Below are 16023 nucleotides of genomic sequence, written 5' to 3'. Positions count from 1 at the left end.
CCAGTCTAAATTTATGGTCGTTGTATTAATGTTTGCTGCAGCGGGCGTCAGGCTGCCCGCAAGATCCCGATGATGTGCGCCAGTTCGGGATCGTCCACTTCCGCCTTGCCGTTCACGTAGTCCAGGAAATCGTTGTCGCCGAGGTCCAGGCACTTCTGATACGCAAACAGCTCGGCCGTGGTGAGCTGATCGAACCCGTTGGCGAGGAAACGTTCCAGCACCAGGTCGAGTTCGAGCAGGCCACGGCGCGAGCGCCAGCGGATCCGTTTCAGTTCGATCGGATCAAAATCGGTCATACCGCACGCTTGACCATCAGGTCCTTGATCTTGCCGATGGCCTTGGTCGGGTTCAGACCCTTAGGACATACGTCAACACAGTTCATGATGGAATGGCAGCGGAACAGACGGTACGGGTCTTCCAGGTTGTCCAGACGCTCGTTGGTGGCTTCGTCGCGGGTATCGGCGATGAAGCGGTACGCAGCCAGCAGGCCGGCCGGGCCGACGAACTTGTCCGGGTTCCACCAGAACGACGGGCAGGACGTGGAACAGCAGGCGCACAGGATGCACTCGTACAGGCCGTCCAGCTCTTCGCGATCTTCCGGCGACTGCAGACGCTCGCGCTCTGGCGGCGGCGTGTCGTTGATCACGTACGGCTTGATCGAGTGGTACTGCTTGAAGAACTGGGTCATGTCCACGATCAGGTCGCGGATGACCGGCAGGCCCGGCAACGGGCGCAGTTCGATCGGCTGTTTCAGGTCGGCCACGTTGGTCACGCAAGCGAGACCGTTCTTGCCGTTGATGTTCATCGCATCGGAGCCGCAGATGCCTTCGCGGCAAGAGCGGCGGAACGACAGGGTGTCGTCCATCGCCTTGAGCTTCACGATCACGTCCAGCAGTTTCACGTCGGTCGGCGACAGCTCGACCTCGTAATCCTGCATGTAAGGCTTGGCGTCCTTGTCCGGATCGTAGCGATAGATGGAAAAACGTGCTGTTTTCATATAAGTCTCCGGCCGGCGCTTAGAAGGTACGCACTTTCGGTGCGATGTACTCAACCGACAGCGGCTTGGTGTGTACCGGCTTGTAGGTCAGACGACGATCTTCACCGTAGTACAGGGTGTGCTTCATCCAGACTTCGTCGTCACGCTCTTGGTAGTCGGCGTGGGCGTGGGCGCCACGAGACTCCTTGCGCGCATCGGCCGAGATCAGGGTCGCCACCGCCACTTCGATCAGGTTTTCCAGTTCCAGCGCTTCCACGCGGGCGGTGTTGAACACCTTGGACTTGTCCTTGATCTGGGTGCGCTTCACGCGCTCGGCCACTTCCTGGATTTCCTTCACGCCCAGCGCCAGGTTTTCCGAGTTGCGGAACACGGCGGCACGGGCCTGTACGGTACGCTGCATTGCAGCGCGCACGTCGGCAACTTCTTCGCCACCGGTCTGGTTGTCCAGACGCGCGATACGATCCAGCGAGATCTGGCCAGCGTTGGCTGGCAACGGCTTCCAGGTCGGCATCTCGTTCTTGATGAATTCGACCATGCTGTCACCGGCCGACTTGCCGAATACCACCAGATCGAGCAGCGAGTTGGTACCCAGACGGTTGGCACCGTGCACCGAGGCGCATGCGCATTCGCCGGCGGCGTAGAAGCCGTTGACGCGGGCTTCCGGATTGTCGCCTTTCGGGATGACCACTTCGCCACGGTAGTTGGTCGGAATACCGCCCATCATGTAGTGGCAGGTCGGGATTACCGGAATCGGTTCCTTGATCGGGTCAACGCCGGCGAACTTGATGGCGATCTCGCGAATGCCTGGCAGACGCTGTTTGATGATGTCCGGACCGAGGTGGTCCAGCTTCAGCAGCACGTGATCCTTGTTCGGACCGCAACCGCGACCTTCCAGCACTTCCTGCTCCATCGAGCGGGCCACGAAGTCGCGCGGCGCTAGGTCTTTCAGGTTAGGCGCGTAGCGCTCCATGAAGCGCTCACCGTTGGCGTTGAGCAAAATACCGCCCTCGCCGCGCACGCCTTCGGTAATCAGCACGCCGGCACCGGCCACGCCGGTCGGGTGGAACTGCCAGAATTCCATATCTTCCAGCGGGATGCCTGCACGTACACTCATGCCCAGGCCGTCACCGGTGTTGATGAAGGCGTTGGTGGAAGCGGCGTAGATACGGCCTGCACCGCCGGTGGCGAACAGCACGCCCTTGGCGTGGAAGTTGTATACCTCGCCGGTTTCCATTTCCAGGGCGGTCACGCCGACCACGTCACCGTCTTCGTCACGGATCAGGTCCAGCGCCATCCACTCGATGAAGAACTGGGTGTTGGCGCGCACGTTACGCTGGTACAGGGTGTGCAGCATCGCGTGACCAGTACGGTCGGCCGCGGCACAGGCACGCTGCACTGGCGCTTCGCCTTCGTTCTGGGTGTGGCCACCGAACGGGCGCTGGTAGATCTTGCCGTTTTCCAGACGGTCAAACGGCATGCCGAAGTGCTCAAGCTCGATCACGGCTTCAGGCGCCTTCCGGCACATGAATTCGATGGCGTCCTGGTCACCCAGCCAGTCCGAACCCTTCACGGTATCGAACATGTGCCATTCCCAACGGTCTTCCTGCACGTTACCCAGCGAGGCGGAGATACCACCTTGTGCGGCAACGGTGTGAGAACGGGTCGGGAATACTTTGGACAGTACGGCAGTTTTCAGGCCGGACTCGGACAGTTGCAAGGCAGCACGCAGACCTGCGCCACCGCCGCCAACAATTACTGCATCAAATCGACGAACGGGAATGGTCATTACAGCCCCCATACAACCTTAAGCGAATAAATAAAACAGGACACCAGCCAAACTGCGGTCAGGGTGTGCATGGTCAAACGCACGCCAACCGGTTTGATGTAGTCCATCCAGAGGTCGCGAATGCCTACCCATGCATGCAGGAACAGCGCGATCAGGGTGGTTTGGGTCAGCACTTTTACCCAGGTCTGGCCGAACAGCAGTTTCCAGCCTTCGTAGCCGGAAGGCATGGCCAGCAGGAACAGGATCAGGGCGGCGGTATACACCAGCATGATCACGGCCGTGGCACGCTGGATAATCCAGTCTTTCAGACCGTAGTGAGCTCCGACAACTTGACGGTTTACCATAGGATGCCTCCGATGATGGCGGTCAGGCTCAGGCTGACGGCCAGAACCATTTTCGCGGTAGCGCGGGCAGTTTGCAGCTCAAGACCCTTGTGGATATCCAGCAGCAGGAAACGGATACCGGCGGCGGCGTGGTGCAGGAAGCCCCACAGCAAGCCGATCAGGATCAATTTCACCAGGGGGTGGGCGACAACAGCACGGTAGCTGTCAAAGGCATCGGCGGAACTGAGCGAACCGCTGAGGAGGTAGATCAGGAGTGGCAGGGAGAAAAACAGTGCCACACCGCTGATCCGGTGCAGGATCGAGACTATGCCCGGTACGGGCAGCCTGATCTTGCTCAGATCTAAGTGCTTTGGTCGTTGCTTCTGCATATAGCTTCCTTGGATGTGCATGAACCAAGTGGTTTTTTACGTTAGCGCCGGCCTGAAAACTGCCGTCACCGTTAGGAGCCAGGGACCAGCCCTGATCCATCAAGATCATGTCGCACGATGCTGCACGTGCAACACAACCTGAAGATTCTACCAAATCTGCGCGCAACTGCCGACCGGACCATCCGAAATGCGACATACAAAATTGCGTTTGCGACACATCGTCATAGCGGCAGATGCTGCATGGTCAACGCCAGCCGATCGGTCAGACACAAGCGTTGCCGCCACTCCACCGCCGTACCGTTGACATCCACCGCCAGCCGCAGGTGAGACAGCACCGGCGTGCCGGACACCGCTGCCAGCAACTGCGCCTCTTCGCGCTCCAGCACCACCGCCCGCCACTGCTCGGTGGCCACCCGCAGGCGTACGCCAAAATGCTGCTGCAACACCGCCCACACCCCGGGCAGCTGCCGCAACCAGCGCGAATCCAGCGCCGAAAAACGTTCGGCCGACAACAGCACCTCGTCCAGCGCCACCGCCTGACCGCGCAGCCGCCACAGCAGGCGGATGCGAAGCACCGGCGCCGCACGGCGCAGACCCAGCGCCGCAGACACATCGTCCGGTGCATTGCCGCGTGCCACACCGAGAAACTCGCGCTGCAGACGATCAGGACTTTCCGACAACAGGCCCGGCGAGATCATCGACATCCCGGCCCACTCATCGGCGCCGGGCGCCACAAAAGTGCCCTTGCCTTGCTGCCGGTACAACACCCCGTCTGCCACCAGTTCGGTCAACGCCTTGCGTACCGTGCCCTGGCTCACGGACAGCTGTTCCGCCAGTTCCCACTCGCTGGGCAGCGATTCCGCCACCTGCCACTCCCCGTCGCACAGACGCTCCAGAATCTGCTGTCTTGCCTGTCTATACAAAGGGATACGGTGGAGACTCTTGCTGTTCATGGACTTTTTAACACCAAACGCGATCAAGGTAAACACCAGTCTTATATAAGACACAAGACAAAAAGTCACGCACTGATTGCACCGAGCGGTGCAAGGGCAGCACAAAGGCGGTGCAGCATGCTAAACTCGCTGAAACTGTTGCAAAGCAGCATCCAAAGAGCAGTCATTCCAAAGTTCTAAAGGAGAGTAAATCGATGAAAGCCCCCGTTCGCGTCGCCGTCACTGGTGCAGCCGGTCAGATTGGTTACAGCCTGTTGTTCCGTATTGCCAGTGGTGAAATGCTGGGCAAGGACCAGCCTGTCATCCTGCAACTGCTGGATCTGCCGCAAGCCCAGACCGCCGTTAAAGGCGTGATGATGGAACTGGAAGACTGCGCGTTCCCGCTGCTGGCCGGCATGGTTGCGACCGACGACCCGGAAGTGGCTTTCAAGGATGTACAGGTTGCCCTGCTGGTTGGTGCCCGTCCGCGCAGCAAAGGCATGGAACGCAAAGACCTGCTGACCGCCAACGCCGAAATCTTCACCGTGCAGGGCGCCGCCCTGAACAAGGTGGCTGACCGCAACGTCAAGGTGCTGGTTGTCGGCAACCCAGCCAACACCAACGCCTACATCGCAATGAAGTCGGCTCCGGACCTGAATCCGAAAAACTTCACCGCCATGTTGCGTCTGGACCACAACCGCGCGCTGTCGCAACTCGCCGCCAAGACCGGCAAGCCGGTGGCCGCCATCGAGAAACTGGCCGTGTGGGGTAACCACTCGCCAACCATGTACGCCGACTACCGCTTCGCCACCATCGATGGCCAGTCGGTGAAAGACATGATCAACGACCACGAATGGAACCGCGACGTGTTCCTGCCGACCGTGGGCAAGCGCGGCGCCGCCATCATCGAAGCGCGCGGCCTGTCCTCCGCTGCCTCTGCGGCCAACGCTGCCATCGACCACATCCGCGACTGGGTGCTGGGCACCAACGGCAAGTGGGTGACCATGGGCATCCCGTCCGACGGTTCATACGGCATCCCGAAAGACGTGATGTTCGGCTTCCCTGTGACTTGCGAAAACGGCGAGTACAAGATGGTCGAAGGTCTGGAAATCGATCAGTTCAGCCGTGACTGCATCAACGTCACCCTGAACGAGCTGGAAGAAGAACGCGCCGGCGTTGCCCACCTGCTGGGTTGATGACTGGGCGTTCCGGCAAAAGCGCACCGCGAGGTGCGCTTTTTGTCTTTACCGAATTACCGAATCGCAACGCAATCCCGCTCTTTTTGGAGGTCGAAACACCATGATTGAAGCCGAAGTACTCAATCAAATCCAGGCACAGATCGACGATCTGGCTACCCGCAACGCTGATATCCGGGGGTATCTTTGACTACGACGGTAAAAAAGACCGTCTGGAAGAAGTTTCCCGCCTGACCGAAGACCCCGATATCTGGAACGACCCCAAAAAGGCACAAGAACTCGGCCGCGAGCGCAAGCAGCTGGAAGACGTAGTCCTAGTGATCGAAGGCATCGCCAGCACGCTCGACGACTGCGCCGAACTGTTTGAAATGGGCCGCGCCGAAGGCGACGACGACACCATCCTGGCCGTCAAGGCGGATCTGGACGAAGTCGAGGCCAAGCTGGCCAAGCTCGAATTCCGCCGCATGTTCCACGACCCGATGGACCCGAACAACTGCTTCCTGGACATCCAGGCCGGCGCCGGCGGCACCGAGGCCCAGGACTGGGCCGGCATGCTGCTGCGCATGTACGTGCGCTACGCCGAACGCAAGGGCTTCAAGGTCGAGATCCTGGAAGAGTCCGAAGGCGAAGTGGCCGGCATCTCCAGCGCGACCATCAAGATCGAGGGCGAATACGCCTACGGCCTGCTGCGCACCGAAGTGGGCGTCCATCGCCTGGTACGCGTGTCGCCGTTCGACTCCAACGCACGCCGCCACACCTCGTTCTGCTCCGTGTTCGTGTATCCGGAAGTGGACGACAGCTTCGAGATCACCATCAACCCGGCCGACGTGCGCACCGATACCTACCGCGCCTCCGGTGCCGGCGGCCAGCACATCAACAAGACCGATTCGGCAGTGCGCCTGACGCACATCCCGACCAATATCGTGGTGCAGTGCCAGAACGACCGCTCGCAACACCGCAACCGCGACGAAGCGTGGCAGATGCTGCGCGCCAAGCTGTACGAACGCGAACTGAAACTGCGCAACGAAGCCAAGCAGTCGCTGGAAGACAGCAAGACGGACGTGGGCTGGGGCCACCAGATCCGCTCCTACGTATTCGACCAGTCGCGCATCAAAGACCTGCGTACCAGCTATGAAGTTGGCAACATCAAGGGCGTGATGGACGGCGACCTGGACGGCTTTATCGAAGCCAGCCTGAAACAGGGCGTTTAAACGATACCCAAGGTTGGCCGCACGCGATGCGGCCAACCTTTTACATTGATGGAGATACCATGTCGGAACACGAATCCAGCCAGCCGCAGCACGACGAAAACCACATCATGGCCGAGCGCCGTGACAAACTGAAAGCACTGCGCGAAGCCGGCGTTGCCTTCCCCAACGACTTCAAGCGCGAAGACTTCAGCGGCGATCTGCACACCCGCTACAACGACCACAGCAAGGAAGAGCTGGAGCCGCTGAACGTACAGGTCGCCGTGGCCGGCCGCATGATGCTCAAGCGCGTGATGGGCAAGGCCAGCTTCGCCACCATCCAGGACGTAACCGGCCAGATCCAGCTCTACATCAACGACCAGGGCGTCGGCCCGGAAGTCCACGCCGCGTTCAAGCACTGGGACATGGGCGACATCATCGCCGCGTGCGGCACCCTGTTCAAGACCAACAAGGGCGAGCTGTCGGTCAACGTCAGCGAACTGCGCCTGCTGACCAAATCGCTGCGTCCGCTGCCGGACAAGTTCCACGGCATGACCGACCAGGAACAGAAATACCGTCAGCGCTACGTCGACCTGATCACCAGCGAGCACAGCCGCAACACCTTCATCAAACGCTCCAAGATCGTGCAAACCATCCGTGAAGTGATGGTCGCCCAGCACTACCTGGAAGTGGAAACCCCGATGATGCACCCGATCCCGGGTGGTGCCACCGCCAAGCCCTTCGTCACCCACCACAACGCGCTGGACATGTCGCTGTACCTGCGCGTAGCCCCGGAGCTGTACCTGAAGCGCCTGGTGGTCGGCGGCCTGGAACGCGTGTTCGAGATCAACCGCAACTTCCGTAACGAGGGGATGAGCACGCGCCACAACCCCGAGTTCACCATGATCGAATTCTACGAGGCGTACAGCGACTACCAGCGCATGATGCAGATGACCGAGCACATCATCCGCCAGTGCGCCATCGCCGCCACCGGTCACACCACCGTGACCTACCACGGCAAGGAAGTGGACCTCGGCAAGCCGTTCGACCGCTTCACCATCGTCGGCGCCATCAAGCACTACAACCCGCACTACACCGACGCACAGCTGTTCGATGCCGAGTGGGTGGCCGCGGAGATCCAGCGTCTGGGCGGCAAGCTGCCGCCGGCACCGGGCCTGGGCAGCCTGCAGCTGACGCTGTTCGAAGAGTGCGCCGAAGGCCAGCTGTGGAACCCGACCTTCATCGTCGACTATCCGGTAGAAGTGTCGCCGCTGGCGCGCGGCTCCGACGCCGACCCGTCGATCACCGAGCGTTTCGAGCTGTTCATCGTTGGCCGCGAACACGCCAACGGCTACTCCGAGCTGAACGACCCGGAAGACCAGGCCGCACGCTTCCTGTCGCAGGTCGAGCAGAAGGACGCCGGCGACGACGAGGCGATGCACTACGACGCCGACTACATCCGCGCGATGGAATACGGCCTGCCACCGACCGGCGGCTGCGGCATCGGCATCGACCGTCTGGTGATGCTGCTCACCGACTCGCCCTCTATCCGTGACGTCATCCTGTTCCCGCAGATGAGACTGGAAGGCCAGGCCTGAGCAGCAGAAGCTCAAAGTTTGTGAAGCCAAAGCCCCGGCAGCGATGCCGGGGCTTTTTGCATCCAGCTATCCGGCGCCTGGTGGCTGCGGCGGACGGCGCACTCCTGCTGTTCGTCAACGTAGCACCGCGCGATGGCACGGAATTCCCCGGCAATCGCGGCGAAGGCTCCCACCATGTCGGAGAGGAGGACAGAAAGGCGTGCCCTTCATCCTGCAATGAGGCTGATCACGGCATGATTCGGACAACGCGCTACGGATTATGTCAGAGCGAAAAACTGCTCGAATAGTCATTCGAGATTGCCTGATATTGGCGCCCTTTCAGGCTGCACATGACCAGTCACACGTTGGCCGCAAGCTGCGGGCATAGCACAGAGTACAGTTAAGCGCCGCCAGAGCCGACAGCAGGAGTGTTCCATGGTTTGGCGCTTCAGCATCGCCCTGCCCCGCCGCACCGTGCTGCCAACGCGCCGGGCAGCGCGGCCCGTCAGGCAGTCGCTCAGGTCGACTCGCGCACGACACCTCCAACACCACCGCCAACAGACAGAAGACAGAATGACCCGTCGCCGTGCTTTTCTTCCTCCGGGCCATCTCTGCCAGCTGCAGGGAGCAGCCCATCACGACAGCAAAATGTGGTCATCAGCCCGTGCCCTCTTCGCCTGCAGACACGCCCTGATCACCAGCCGGCAAGGGAGGAGGTGCGACCTCTGGCATCACCGGCGCTTTCAGCTCCAGGCGCTGGCGCAGGGTCGGTGCCAGTATCTTCAGCACTTGTACCGGCAGGGCGCTGGTGAAGCGGTAGTCACCCGCCTGCGGCCCGGCCACGTAAGCGATCAGCGTGCCGAAGTAGCGGTCGCCGATATAGAACGCAAAGGCACCGGCGCGGCTGACCACCCGCTCGGAGAGTAGCGCCCCGCCCCTGGCAAACACCTTGAAGCGGTGATCGCCGGTGCCTGTCTTGCCGCCCACCGGGATGTGGGTTCCGTCCGCCAGATCGAAGGCGCCGGCGACGCGACGCGCGGTGCCCAGTTCCACCACCTCGGCCAGCACCCTGCGCACCACCTGGGCGACCTCGGCTGGCAACACGCGTTCACCTTTGGCCGCCGTCTGTGTCAGGGTGGTTTCGTAAGGCGTACCGGCGGCAAAGTGCAGCTTGTCGAGGTAAAGCACAGGCAGGCGCAGGCCATCACTGGACAGGATGCCCATCAGTTCCGCCAGCGATGCCGGCCGGTCGGCGGAGGCCCCCAGCGCGGTGGCGTAGGACGGCACCAGCGTGTCGAATGGGTAGCCCAGCCGCTTCCAGCCCTGGTGGATCTTCTTGAAGGCGTCGATCTCCTTGATTTCGCGGATGCGCGACGCCTGCCCTGCCCGGTTCTTGCTGTTGAGCAGCCACTGGTAAACCTCCTGCCGTTGCTGGGTGCTGGCGCGTACCAGCTCGGACCAGCTGGCCTGCGGATGCTCGTGCAGGTAGGCGACCAGCCACAGTTCGAGCGGGTGCACGCCGGCCAGATAGCCGCGGTCGTTCAGGTTGAAGCGCTCCGGGCCCAACTCGTCGTACAGCCTGGCCTGCACTTTGGCGTCGGGCAGCAGCTTCGGATTGAGATGCTGCTGCAGGAAGGCGGCGAACGCGTCCAGCCCGGCCGTGGGCCGGATGCTGCGGAAAATGACCGCCAGTTTCTTGGGACTTTGCCGTGCCCGCGCCACCAGCAGCGCATCGATTTCGGTCTCGCTCTTGTGGCGGTACTTGTTGTAGAAGCCGGCCAGGAAGGTGCGCCCTTCGCGATCGGCAAAACGCTGCAGATATTCGCGGCGCGCGGCGTCCTCATCCTTGCCCGCGGCGTCGTCATCGCCTGTCCCCGGCGCCATGTAGAAACGCACGATGTCGCGCATCAGCCGAATGTAGACCAGGTTGACGGAGCGGCGGGTAGCCTCGCGCACGGTGAGTATCTTGCCGTCGTCGTTCTCGTCGAAGTTGTTGAAGGTATGGAGCCCGCCGGCGGTGAAGAAGCTCTCGCCGGGGCTCGCGGAATAGGTCCGCTCCAGCGCCGCCTCCAGCATCGCCGTCAGGTCGGTGTCTTCCGTCTGCAACAGATAGTCGATCGCCCAGCGGCGCAGCGCGGATTCGCCGGCGGCGGGCCGGATGGCGGCCAGCTGTTCGCGGCTCATCTGCACGTACTGCTGGTGCAGATCGTGGATCACCGTCAGGTAGCTGACCAGCGTGCGCAGCTTGGCGGTGGAGCCGAGATCCAGCTTGGCGCCCTCGTTGATGTCGAACGGCTGGTCGAAGTTGTCGGCCTGCACCCGCACCTTGTTGCCGGTCGGCGTGCGCTCCAGCAGGGTGAAGCTGTAGGTCACCCCCTGCGGCGAGCCCTGCTGCAGCAGATACTCGTTGTTGAGGTTGGCCGCACGCGCGTACTCCGGATCGCGCAGCCTGAGCAACTCGGCGGTGACCTTTTGCTGCAGGGTGAGGTCCAGCGTGCTGCTGGCGACCAGATCCAGCCGGTCCAGATCGTACATGCGCGGCACACCCAGCAGGCTGGCCAGCTTGATGCGTACCGCATTGGCACCCTTCTGCGCAATCGGCGCCACCACCGGCAGCCTCACCCGCTCGCGTTGCTGACGCAGCGATACCCGCAGCGCCGCGTCACGCAGTGCCGGGCTGATCACTTTGTCATTGGCCATCATGCGCAGATAGGCGTCAGTCATCGCCTGCAGCACCTTCATGTCGCCATTCAGGAACACGGACGGGCTGCGCTGCGAGATCATCAGGCTCAATGCCTCCTTGAACACCGCCGCCTGCTCCGCCACCGGCACGCGGGGATCGGTCAGTGCCCGGTTGATCTGCGCGAAGTCGCGCCCGTACCACGCCCACATCCCGTCGCCGATGCCGGACACCTCGCCGAAGCCGGCACGCGCCGCCAGCGGCACCGTGTTCAGGTATCGGACCACCAGCTGGTGGCGCGCGGCGGTGGTGTCCTCGCCATCGAGATAGGCGCGCACCGAGGCCGACAGCATCTGACGCAGCTTTTCCTGCTCCGAGCTGGTGCGCCCGGCCGGCGAATGGCGGTATTTCTCGATCTGGGTCGCCAGTGTGCTGGCGCCGGCGGCGCGATAGCCGGAGTCGAACAGGTGCAGCGACTTGTCGAACACCGCCTTGCTGAAGCGCGACCAATCCACCGCCGGATTGCGCTTGGGCGTGTCGGTGTCGAGCAGGGTACGGTTTTCGATGTAAAGCAGGCCGTTGACCAGCAAGGGCGGCAGGGTCTTGAAGTCCGCGTACACGCGCTGCGGCGTGCGCGACTGGTAGATGGTCTGGCCGTAACCGTCGTACAGGGTGAGGCCGGTCTGATCTTTCTCGCGGTACGGCAGGAACAGGCCCAGCGGCAGAACCGGCGCCGTCACGCCGTGATCGGCCAGTGCCAGCATGCCGTCGGACAGCTCGGCCTGGCTGGCGACGGTGTAGCCACGCGCCTGCAACCGCTGCAGGTAGCCGGGCATCGCGGCATAACCCAGGCGCAGGTCATAGGGGCCGCCGCCCGTCGGGAAGCGGATTGCCTTGCTCGGCCCCGGCTTGACCTGGAAACGGGCCTCGCGCGCCGCATCGCTGAAGAAACGCGCCTGCTGTCGCGAGTGCTGCAATTCGTCCAGCAGCAGATACAGCAGGCCGCCGATCAGCAGCAGCAACAGGATGGCGACGGACCACAGCGCATAGCGGCAGCCGCGACCATAACCCTTTTTGAGTTGGATATCTGAATTATCCATGGCGTCGCTTCTCCAGCGAGAATTTCGACCGGAATGTTCTTATTCAATCAACACGACTACCGGCAGCACAGTCGGCATGGCCCCGGGCCGGCCGCCCCCGCTGCGCGGGCAGGAAGCAGTACGGACCATCCCTGCACCGCCAGCTTAACAGCAGCGCGCCGCCGTTTGCCTATTAAATCGCCGCGCACCCGCCATGGCAGCGTAATGAAAACGGGCACAAGGCGCCTTGCCCTAAAAGCATAGCTGCCGCAGCCCCACTCTGCAGCCTATCGCTTGCTGGCGAAGCAAACCGGCAGCGGACATACGCGCCGGTTGCCGTCCCGCGCCTAGCGCTGCGGCCAGGGCAGCGTCCACGGCGGCTGTTGCTGCAGGTAATCGGCCAGCGCCGGCACGGCGAACTCGTCGCCCTGCGCCGGCGGGCAGACAAAACGCAGCGCCTCGCCGTCCAGTGTCAGCGCCAGCGCATAGGCGTGCAGATAGGTGCGGTCGGCGGCGCTGCCGCCGTACAACGCGTCGCCGAGGATGGGTGCGCCCAGCGACTTCATCGCCACCCGCAACTGGTGGGTCTTGCCGGTACGCGGCCGCAACACGAACAGGCGCCGCCCTGGCGCCAGCGAGTGGCTGAAAAACTGCGTCACCGCCGGATTGTGCTGGCTTTGGCACAGCTTCCACGCCCCGCCACGGCCCTTCTCCATGTCGCCGCGGATCAGGCCCTGCTTTTTGGCCGGTTTGGCATCGGACAGTGCCAGGTAGTACTTTTCCACCTCGCGCCCGGCGAAGGCGGCACCAAGGTTGGCCGCAACCTGCTGGCTGCGTGCGATCAGCAGCAGGCCGGAGGTGACGCGGTCGAGGCGGTGCACCGGCCACAGCGCGTCATCATCCAGCCCCGCGCGTAGCAGGCTCATCAGCCCGGCCTCCTCGCCATCGGCATGGAAGCTGACGCCTGGATGCTTGGCGATGACGTAAAAACGCGGATCGGTGTGCAGCAGGTCAAACATGGCTCTCGCTCGTGGCTGGTGCGTGCGTCACAGCACGCGCAATTCGGCATCGGGCAGCGGCTTGCGCAGGAAGGCGGCCAGCAGCTTGTAGGTATCGGCATCGAAAGTCGGCGCCCCCTGCGGTACGGCGCCCTCCTCGCTGCGCGAGCCGAGATAGCACCAGCGCTCGAACAGGTGTTCCTGCCACTGTCCAGATACCGGGTCGGTCTCGCGCACCGCCACCGCGCCGGGATAAGGCCAGCTTTGCAGCTTCAGACGGGACAGTGCCTGCTGTAGACGCTGATTGTGGCTGTCTGCGTCCTCGCGCCCGATGCAGGCACCCTTGCAGCGACCGAGCGCGAAGGCGGAGCAGGCGCCCTTGCGCGCGCCGCGCTTTTCCAGCGCAAGGCAGGTCTGGCACAGGCCGTTGCCGGCGCACAGGTCGGCCAGCGCCTTCTTCGCTTCCTTCTGGCTGCGGAACAGCCCGTACAGCGTGTCCAGCCGCGAAAAGTCGACCTCGCTCGCCAGCACGATGCGCGGCGTCAGGAAGCCGCTGTCCAGCGGCGTCAGCTGCAGCGAGCACAGCTCCTGCGACAGGCGGCCGCGCAGATTGTGCAGCGGCTGCAAGGCGCGGATCAGCTGCAACTCCTGCAGCTGGGCGCCGAAGTCGCCGACCGTCTCCTGCCACTCGATGCGCTTGATCGGTTGGCCGATGCGCACGTCCTTGTGCGGGCGCGGCTCGGCGCCGAAATGCGCCAGCACGCGACGGCGCAGGTTGTCACTGCGACCGACATACAGCGCCTGGCCGTCGTCGCCGTAGAAGGAATACACCCCCGGCACGTCCGGCAGCTGCTCCACCACCTCCGAATCGATGCCCGGCGGCGCGGCCGGCTCGGCCATCAGCAACGCGGCTTGTGCCTCGACCTGTTGCTGGCCGTGCTCGGCGATCGCCTGCTGCAGGAACTGGTACAGCGCGTCGGCGTCGGCCAGCGCGCGATGGCGCTCGGTCTGCACGATGCCGTGGCGCGCGATGATGCTGTCCAGGCTGTGCTTGAAGTGCTGCGGATACAGCAGCCGCGACAGCTTGACGGTGCACAGCACCTCGCTGCGGAACGGCAGGTTGAGACGCTTGAATTCGTTCTTCAGGAAGCCGTAGTCGAAGCGCACGTTGTGCGCGATCAGCAGCCGGCCGCGCAGCTTGTCCAGCAGTTGGGCGGCAATGTCGGCGAACGGCGGCGCGTCGGCGACCATCGCGTCGCTGATGCCGGTGATCTGCTCGATGAAGGGCGGGATCGGTTGCCCGGGATTGACCAGCATGTCGAAGCGCTCGACGCGCTCGCCGTCAATCAGGATAACGCCAACCTCGGTCACCCGGTCGCGGCTGATGTGGCCGCCGGTGGTCTCCAGGTCGACAATGGCACAAGGCCGCTCAAACAGCATGCTTACCCCTAGTCAATCGATCGGTCACGGCCGCTGCCGCGTGGTAAAAGTATTGCGGCCAACGTTGGCCGCATCACGCCTCCGGGCGCAGCGCCTGGTAGATGCGCAGCGCCACCCAGGCGTCGTTGGCGGCGTACACCTGCTGCGCCTCGCTCAGCACCTTCGCGCCCCAGTTGGAGGTGGACAGTTTTTTCGACTTGCGGAAGTACTGGCCGAACACCCGCGCCACCGCCTGCACCGCACCGACGGTGATGGTTGGCGAGTCGCTCTGGAACAGGCTGCCGACATCCAGCAGCGCCTTGCACTCGATGCCGAAGCGGTCTCGCAGGTGGCGTTTGTCGGAGCGCAGGTCGAAACCAACCACCAGCACCTCGCCGCTGGCCAAGAGCGCACCCAGCGCCGCCAGCACCTCGGCGTCGGACACCGGGAACAGGTAGGCGTGGTCGCTGGTGGCCAGCTGGATCAAGTGCGGGCCGGTGGCCTCTTCGCCCTTGCGAAAGGTTGGCCGCGACTCGGTATCGAAGCCGGCTACCCGCGCCGCACGCAGCGCCGCGAGCGCCCCCGGCAAGGTGGCGCGATCGACCACGGTGATCTGCGCCGGCCCCAGCGCCGGGAACAGCGGCAGGGTCTTGATCTCTTCTCGGGACAACTGTCTGGTCTGGCTCATGCGCCTCATTTCCTCGGTTTTCGGTTTGGCGGCCATTCAGAACGGCGCCGCCAGCTGCCACTGCAGCAAGGCATCGCTATGTGGATGACGCAGCGCCAGCGACTGCGCGTGCAGCATCAGCCTCGGCGCGGTGCGGCCGCCGTACAACACGTCGCCGACGATAGGGCAACCGAGCGCCAGCATGTGCACCCGCAGCTGGTGGGTGCGGCCGGTGACCGGCGTCAGCAGCACGCGGCAACCGTCGGCCTGCTGCTGCAACAGCCGGTATTCGGTCAGCGCCGGCTTGCCGGCGGCGTCCACCTTCTGCCGCGGCCGCCGCAGCCAGTCGCTCATCAGCGGCAGCGCCACGCTGCCGGCCACATCCGGCAGCTGGCCGTCCAGCAGCGCGACATACTGTTTGCTCACCGCACGGCTGGCAAAGGCCTCGCTCAGCGCGCGCTGCGCCGCCGGGCTGCGCGCCAGCACCATCAGCCCGGAGGTCGCCATGTCCAGGCGATGCACCACCAGCGCATCCGGATACTGCTGCTGCACGCGGTGGATCAGGCAATCCTGCATTTCGGGCAGCCGCCCCGGCACCGCCAGCAGGCCGGCCGGCTTGGCCACCACCAGCAGCGCCGCGTCGGCGTACAGCACCGTAACCGCCTCTTGCGGCGGCGTGTAATCATCCAGCGTATGCACGCTTGATTGTGGCGACAACGTCTTCATCTATTCCATTCGCCGGCCGCTTGCGGCCAACCTTTGCGCCTCACCGTACCGGCCGTGCGCGGCAACG

The 16023-nt window shown here is 63.4% G+C and carries 14 protein-coding genes; 3 read left to right on the top strand and 11 right to left on the bottom strand.

Translation table 11 applies throughout. The features are described 5' to 3' along the window. Nucleotides 1-47: 47 nt before the first annotated feature. From PQU96_RS01995 to PQU96_RS01970, 6 genes are all read right to left on the bottom strand, one after another. Complete coding sequence (locus PQU96_RS01995; protein WP_272770593.1) at nucleotides 48-296, bottom strand: FAD assembly factor SdhE; 249 nt, start codon at nucleotides 294-296, stop codon at nucleotides 48-50. Next, a complete protein-coding gene (locus PQU96_RS01990) occupies nucleotides 293-997 on the bottom strand; it encodes a succinate dehydrogenase iron-sulfur subunit (protein WP_272770592.1) in 705 nt (234 codons plus the stop codon). Before PQU96_RS01990 ends, PQU96_RS01995 begins: the two co-directional genes overlap by 4 nt. 19 nt (nucleotides 998-1016) lie before the next feature. Next, the gene (gene sdhA, locus PQU96_RS01985) at nucleotides 1017-2783 is read right to left on the bottom strand and encodes a succinate dehydrogenase flavoprotein subunit (RefSeq protein WP_047966806.1); all 1767 of its coding nucleotides are present in this window, start codon (nucleotides 2781-2783) and stop codon (nucleotides 1017-1019) included. Beyond that, nucleotides 2783-3127: a succinate dehydrogenase, hydrophobic membrane anchor protein gene (sdhD, locus tag PQU96_RS01980; protein ID WP_272770591.1), complete on the bottom strand. Its 345-nt coding sequence runs from the start codon at nucleotides 3125-3127 to the stop codon at nucleotides 2783-2785. The genes sdhA and sdhD overlap by 1 nt, the downstream gene beginning before the upstream one ends. After that, nucleotides 3121-3495, bottom strand: a complete 375-nt coding sequence (gene sdhC, locus PQU96_RS01975) for a succinate dehydrogenase, cytochrome b556 subunit (protein ID WP_047966892.1) — start codon at nucleotides 3493-3495, stop codon at nucleotides 3121-3123. The genes sdhD and sdhC overlap by 7 nt, the downstream gene beginning before the upstream one ends. A gap of 221 nt (nucleotides 3496-3716) precedes the next feature. Further along, nucleotides 3717-4448, bottom strand: a complete 732-nt coding sequence (locus PQU96_RS01970; protein WP_272770590.1) for a GntR family transcriptional regulator — start codon at nucleotides 4446-4448, stop codon at nucleotides 3717-3719. Nucleotides 4449-4642: 194 nt separating this feature from the next. On the opposite strand from PQU96_RS01970, the gene PQU96_RS01965 reads away from it, so the two are divergent. From PQU96_RS01965 to lysS, 3 genes are all read left to right on the top strand, one after another. Continuing rightward, entirely contained in the window at nucleotides 4643-5623 is a 981-nt protein-coding gene (locus PQU96_RS01965; RefSeq protein ID WP_272765083.1) for a malate dehydrogenase, read from the top strand. A 106-nt stretch (nucleotides 5624-5729) separates the two neighbouring features. After that, a protein-coding gene (gene prfB, locus PQU96_RS01960; protein WP_272770684.1) for a peptide chain release factor 2 occupies nucleotides 5730-6834 on the top strand; the annotation gives its coding sequence in 2 pieces (ribosomal slippage) (nucleotides 5730-5810 and nucleotides 5812-6834; 1104 coding nt in all). Nucleotides 6835-6893: 59 nt separating this feature from the next. Continuing rightward, nucleotides 6894-8408 carry a lysine--tRNA ligase gene (lysS, locus tag PQU96_RS01955; RefSeq protein WP_272770589.1) on the top strand — a complete coding sequence of 505 codons (1515 nt, stop codon included), beginning with the start codon at nucleotides 6894-6896 and terminating at the stop codon, nucleotides 8406-8408. A gap of 636 nt (nucleotides 8409-9044) precedes the next feature. On the opposite strand, the gene PQU96_RS01950 is transcribed toward lysS, so the two are convergent. From PQU96_RS01950 to PQU96_RS01930, 5 genes are all read right to left on the bottom strand, one after another. Beyond that, nucleotides 9045-12167 (bottom strand): transglycosylase domain-containing protein, encoded by a 3123-nt coding sequence (locus tag PQU96_RS01950; RefSeq protein WP_272770588.1) that lies wholly within the window; start codon nucleotides 12165-12167, stop codon nucleotides 9045-9047. A 326-nt stretch (nucleotides 12168-12493) separates the two neighbouring features. Then, complete coding sequence (locus PQU96_RS01945; protein ID WP_272770587.1) at nucleotides 12494-13165, bottom strand: TIGR01621 family pseudouridine synthase; 672 nt, start codon at nucleotides 13163-13165, stop codon at nucleotides 12494-12496. Between the two features lie 27 nt (nucleotides 13166-13192). After that, nucleotides 13193-14584: an exonuclease domain-containing protein gene (locus PQU96_RS01940; RefSeq protein ID WP_272770586.1), complete on the bottom strand. Its 1392-nt coding sequence runs from the start codon at nucleotides 14582-14584 to the stop codon at nucleotides 13193-13195. A gap of 73 nt (nucleotides 14585-14657) precedes the next feature. Beyond that, nucleotides 14658-15251 (bottom strand): 3'-5' exonuclease, encoded by a 594-nt coding sequence (locus PQU96_RS01935; RefSeq protein ID WP_272770585.1) that lies wholly within the window; start codon nucleotides 15249-15251, stop codon nucleotides 14658-14660. A 36-nt stretch (nucleotides 15252-15287) separates the two neighbouring features. Then, nucleotides 15288-15929 carry an RluA family pseudouridine synthase gene (locus tag PQU96_RS01930; RefSeq protein WP_272770584.1) on the bottom strand — a complete coding sequence of 214 codons (642 nt, stop codon included), beginning with the start codon at nucleotides 15927-15929 and terminating at the stop codon, nucleotides 15288-15290. Nucleotides 15930-16023: the final 94 nt, after the last annotated feature.

The organism is Vogesella margarita (assembly GCF_028548475.1).
Classification (GTDB): Bacteria; Pseudomonadota; Gammaproteobacteria; order Burkholderiales; family Chromobacteriaceae; genus Vogesella; species Vogesella margarita.
The sequence above is the reverse complement of the archived record's forward strand: the minus strand, read 5'-3'. Positions and strand labels throughout refer to the sequence as shown.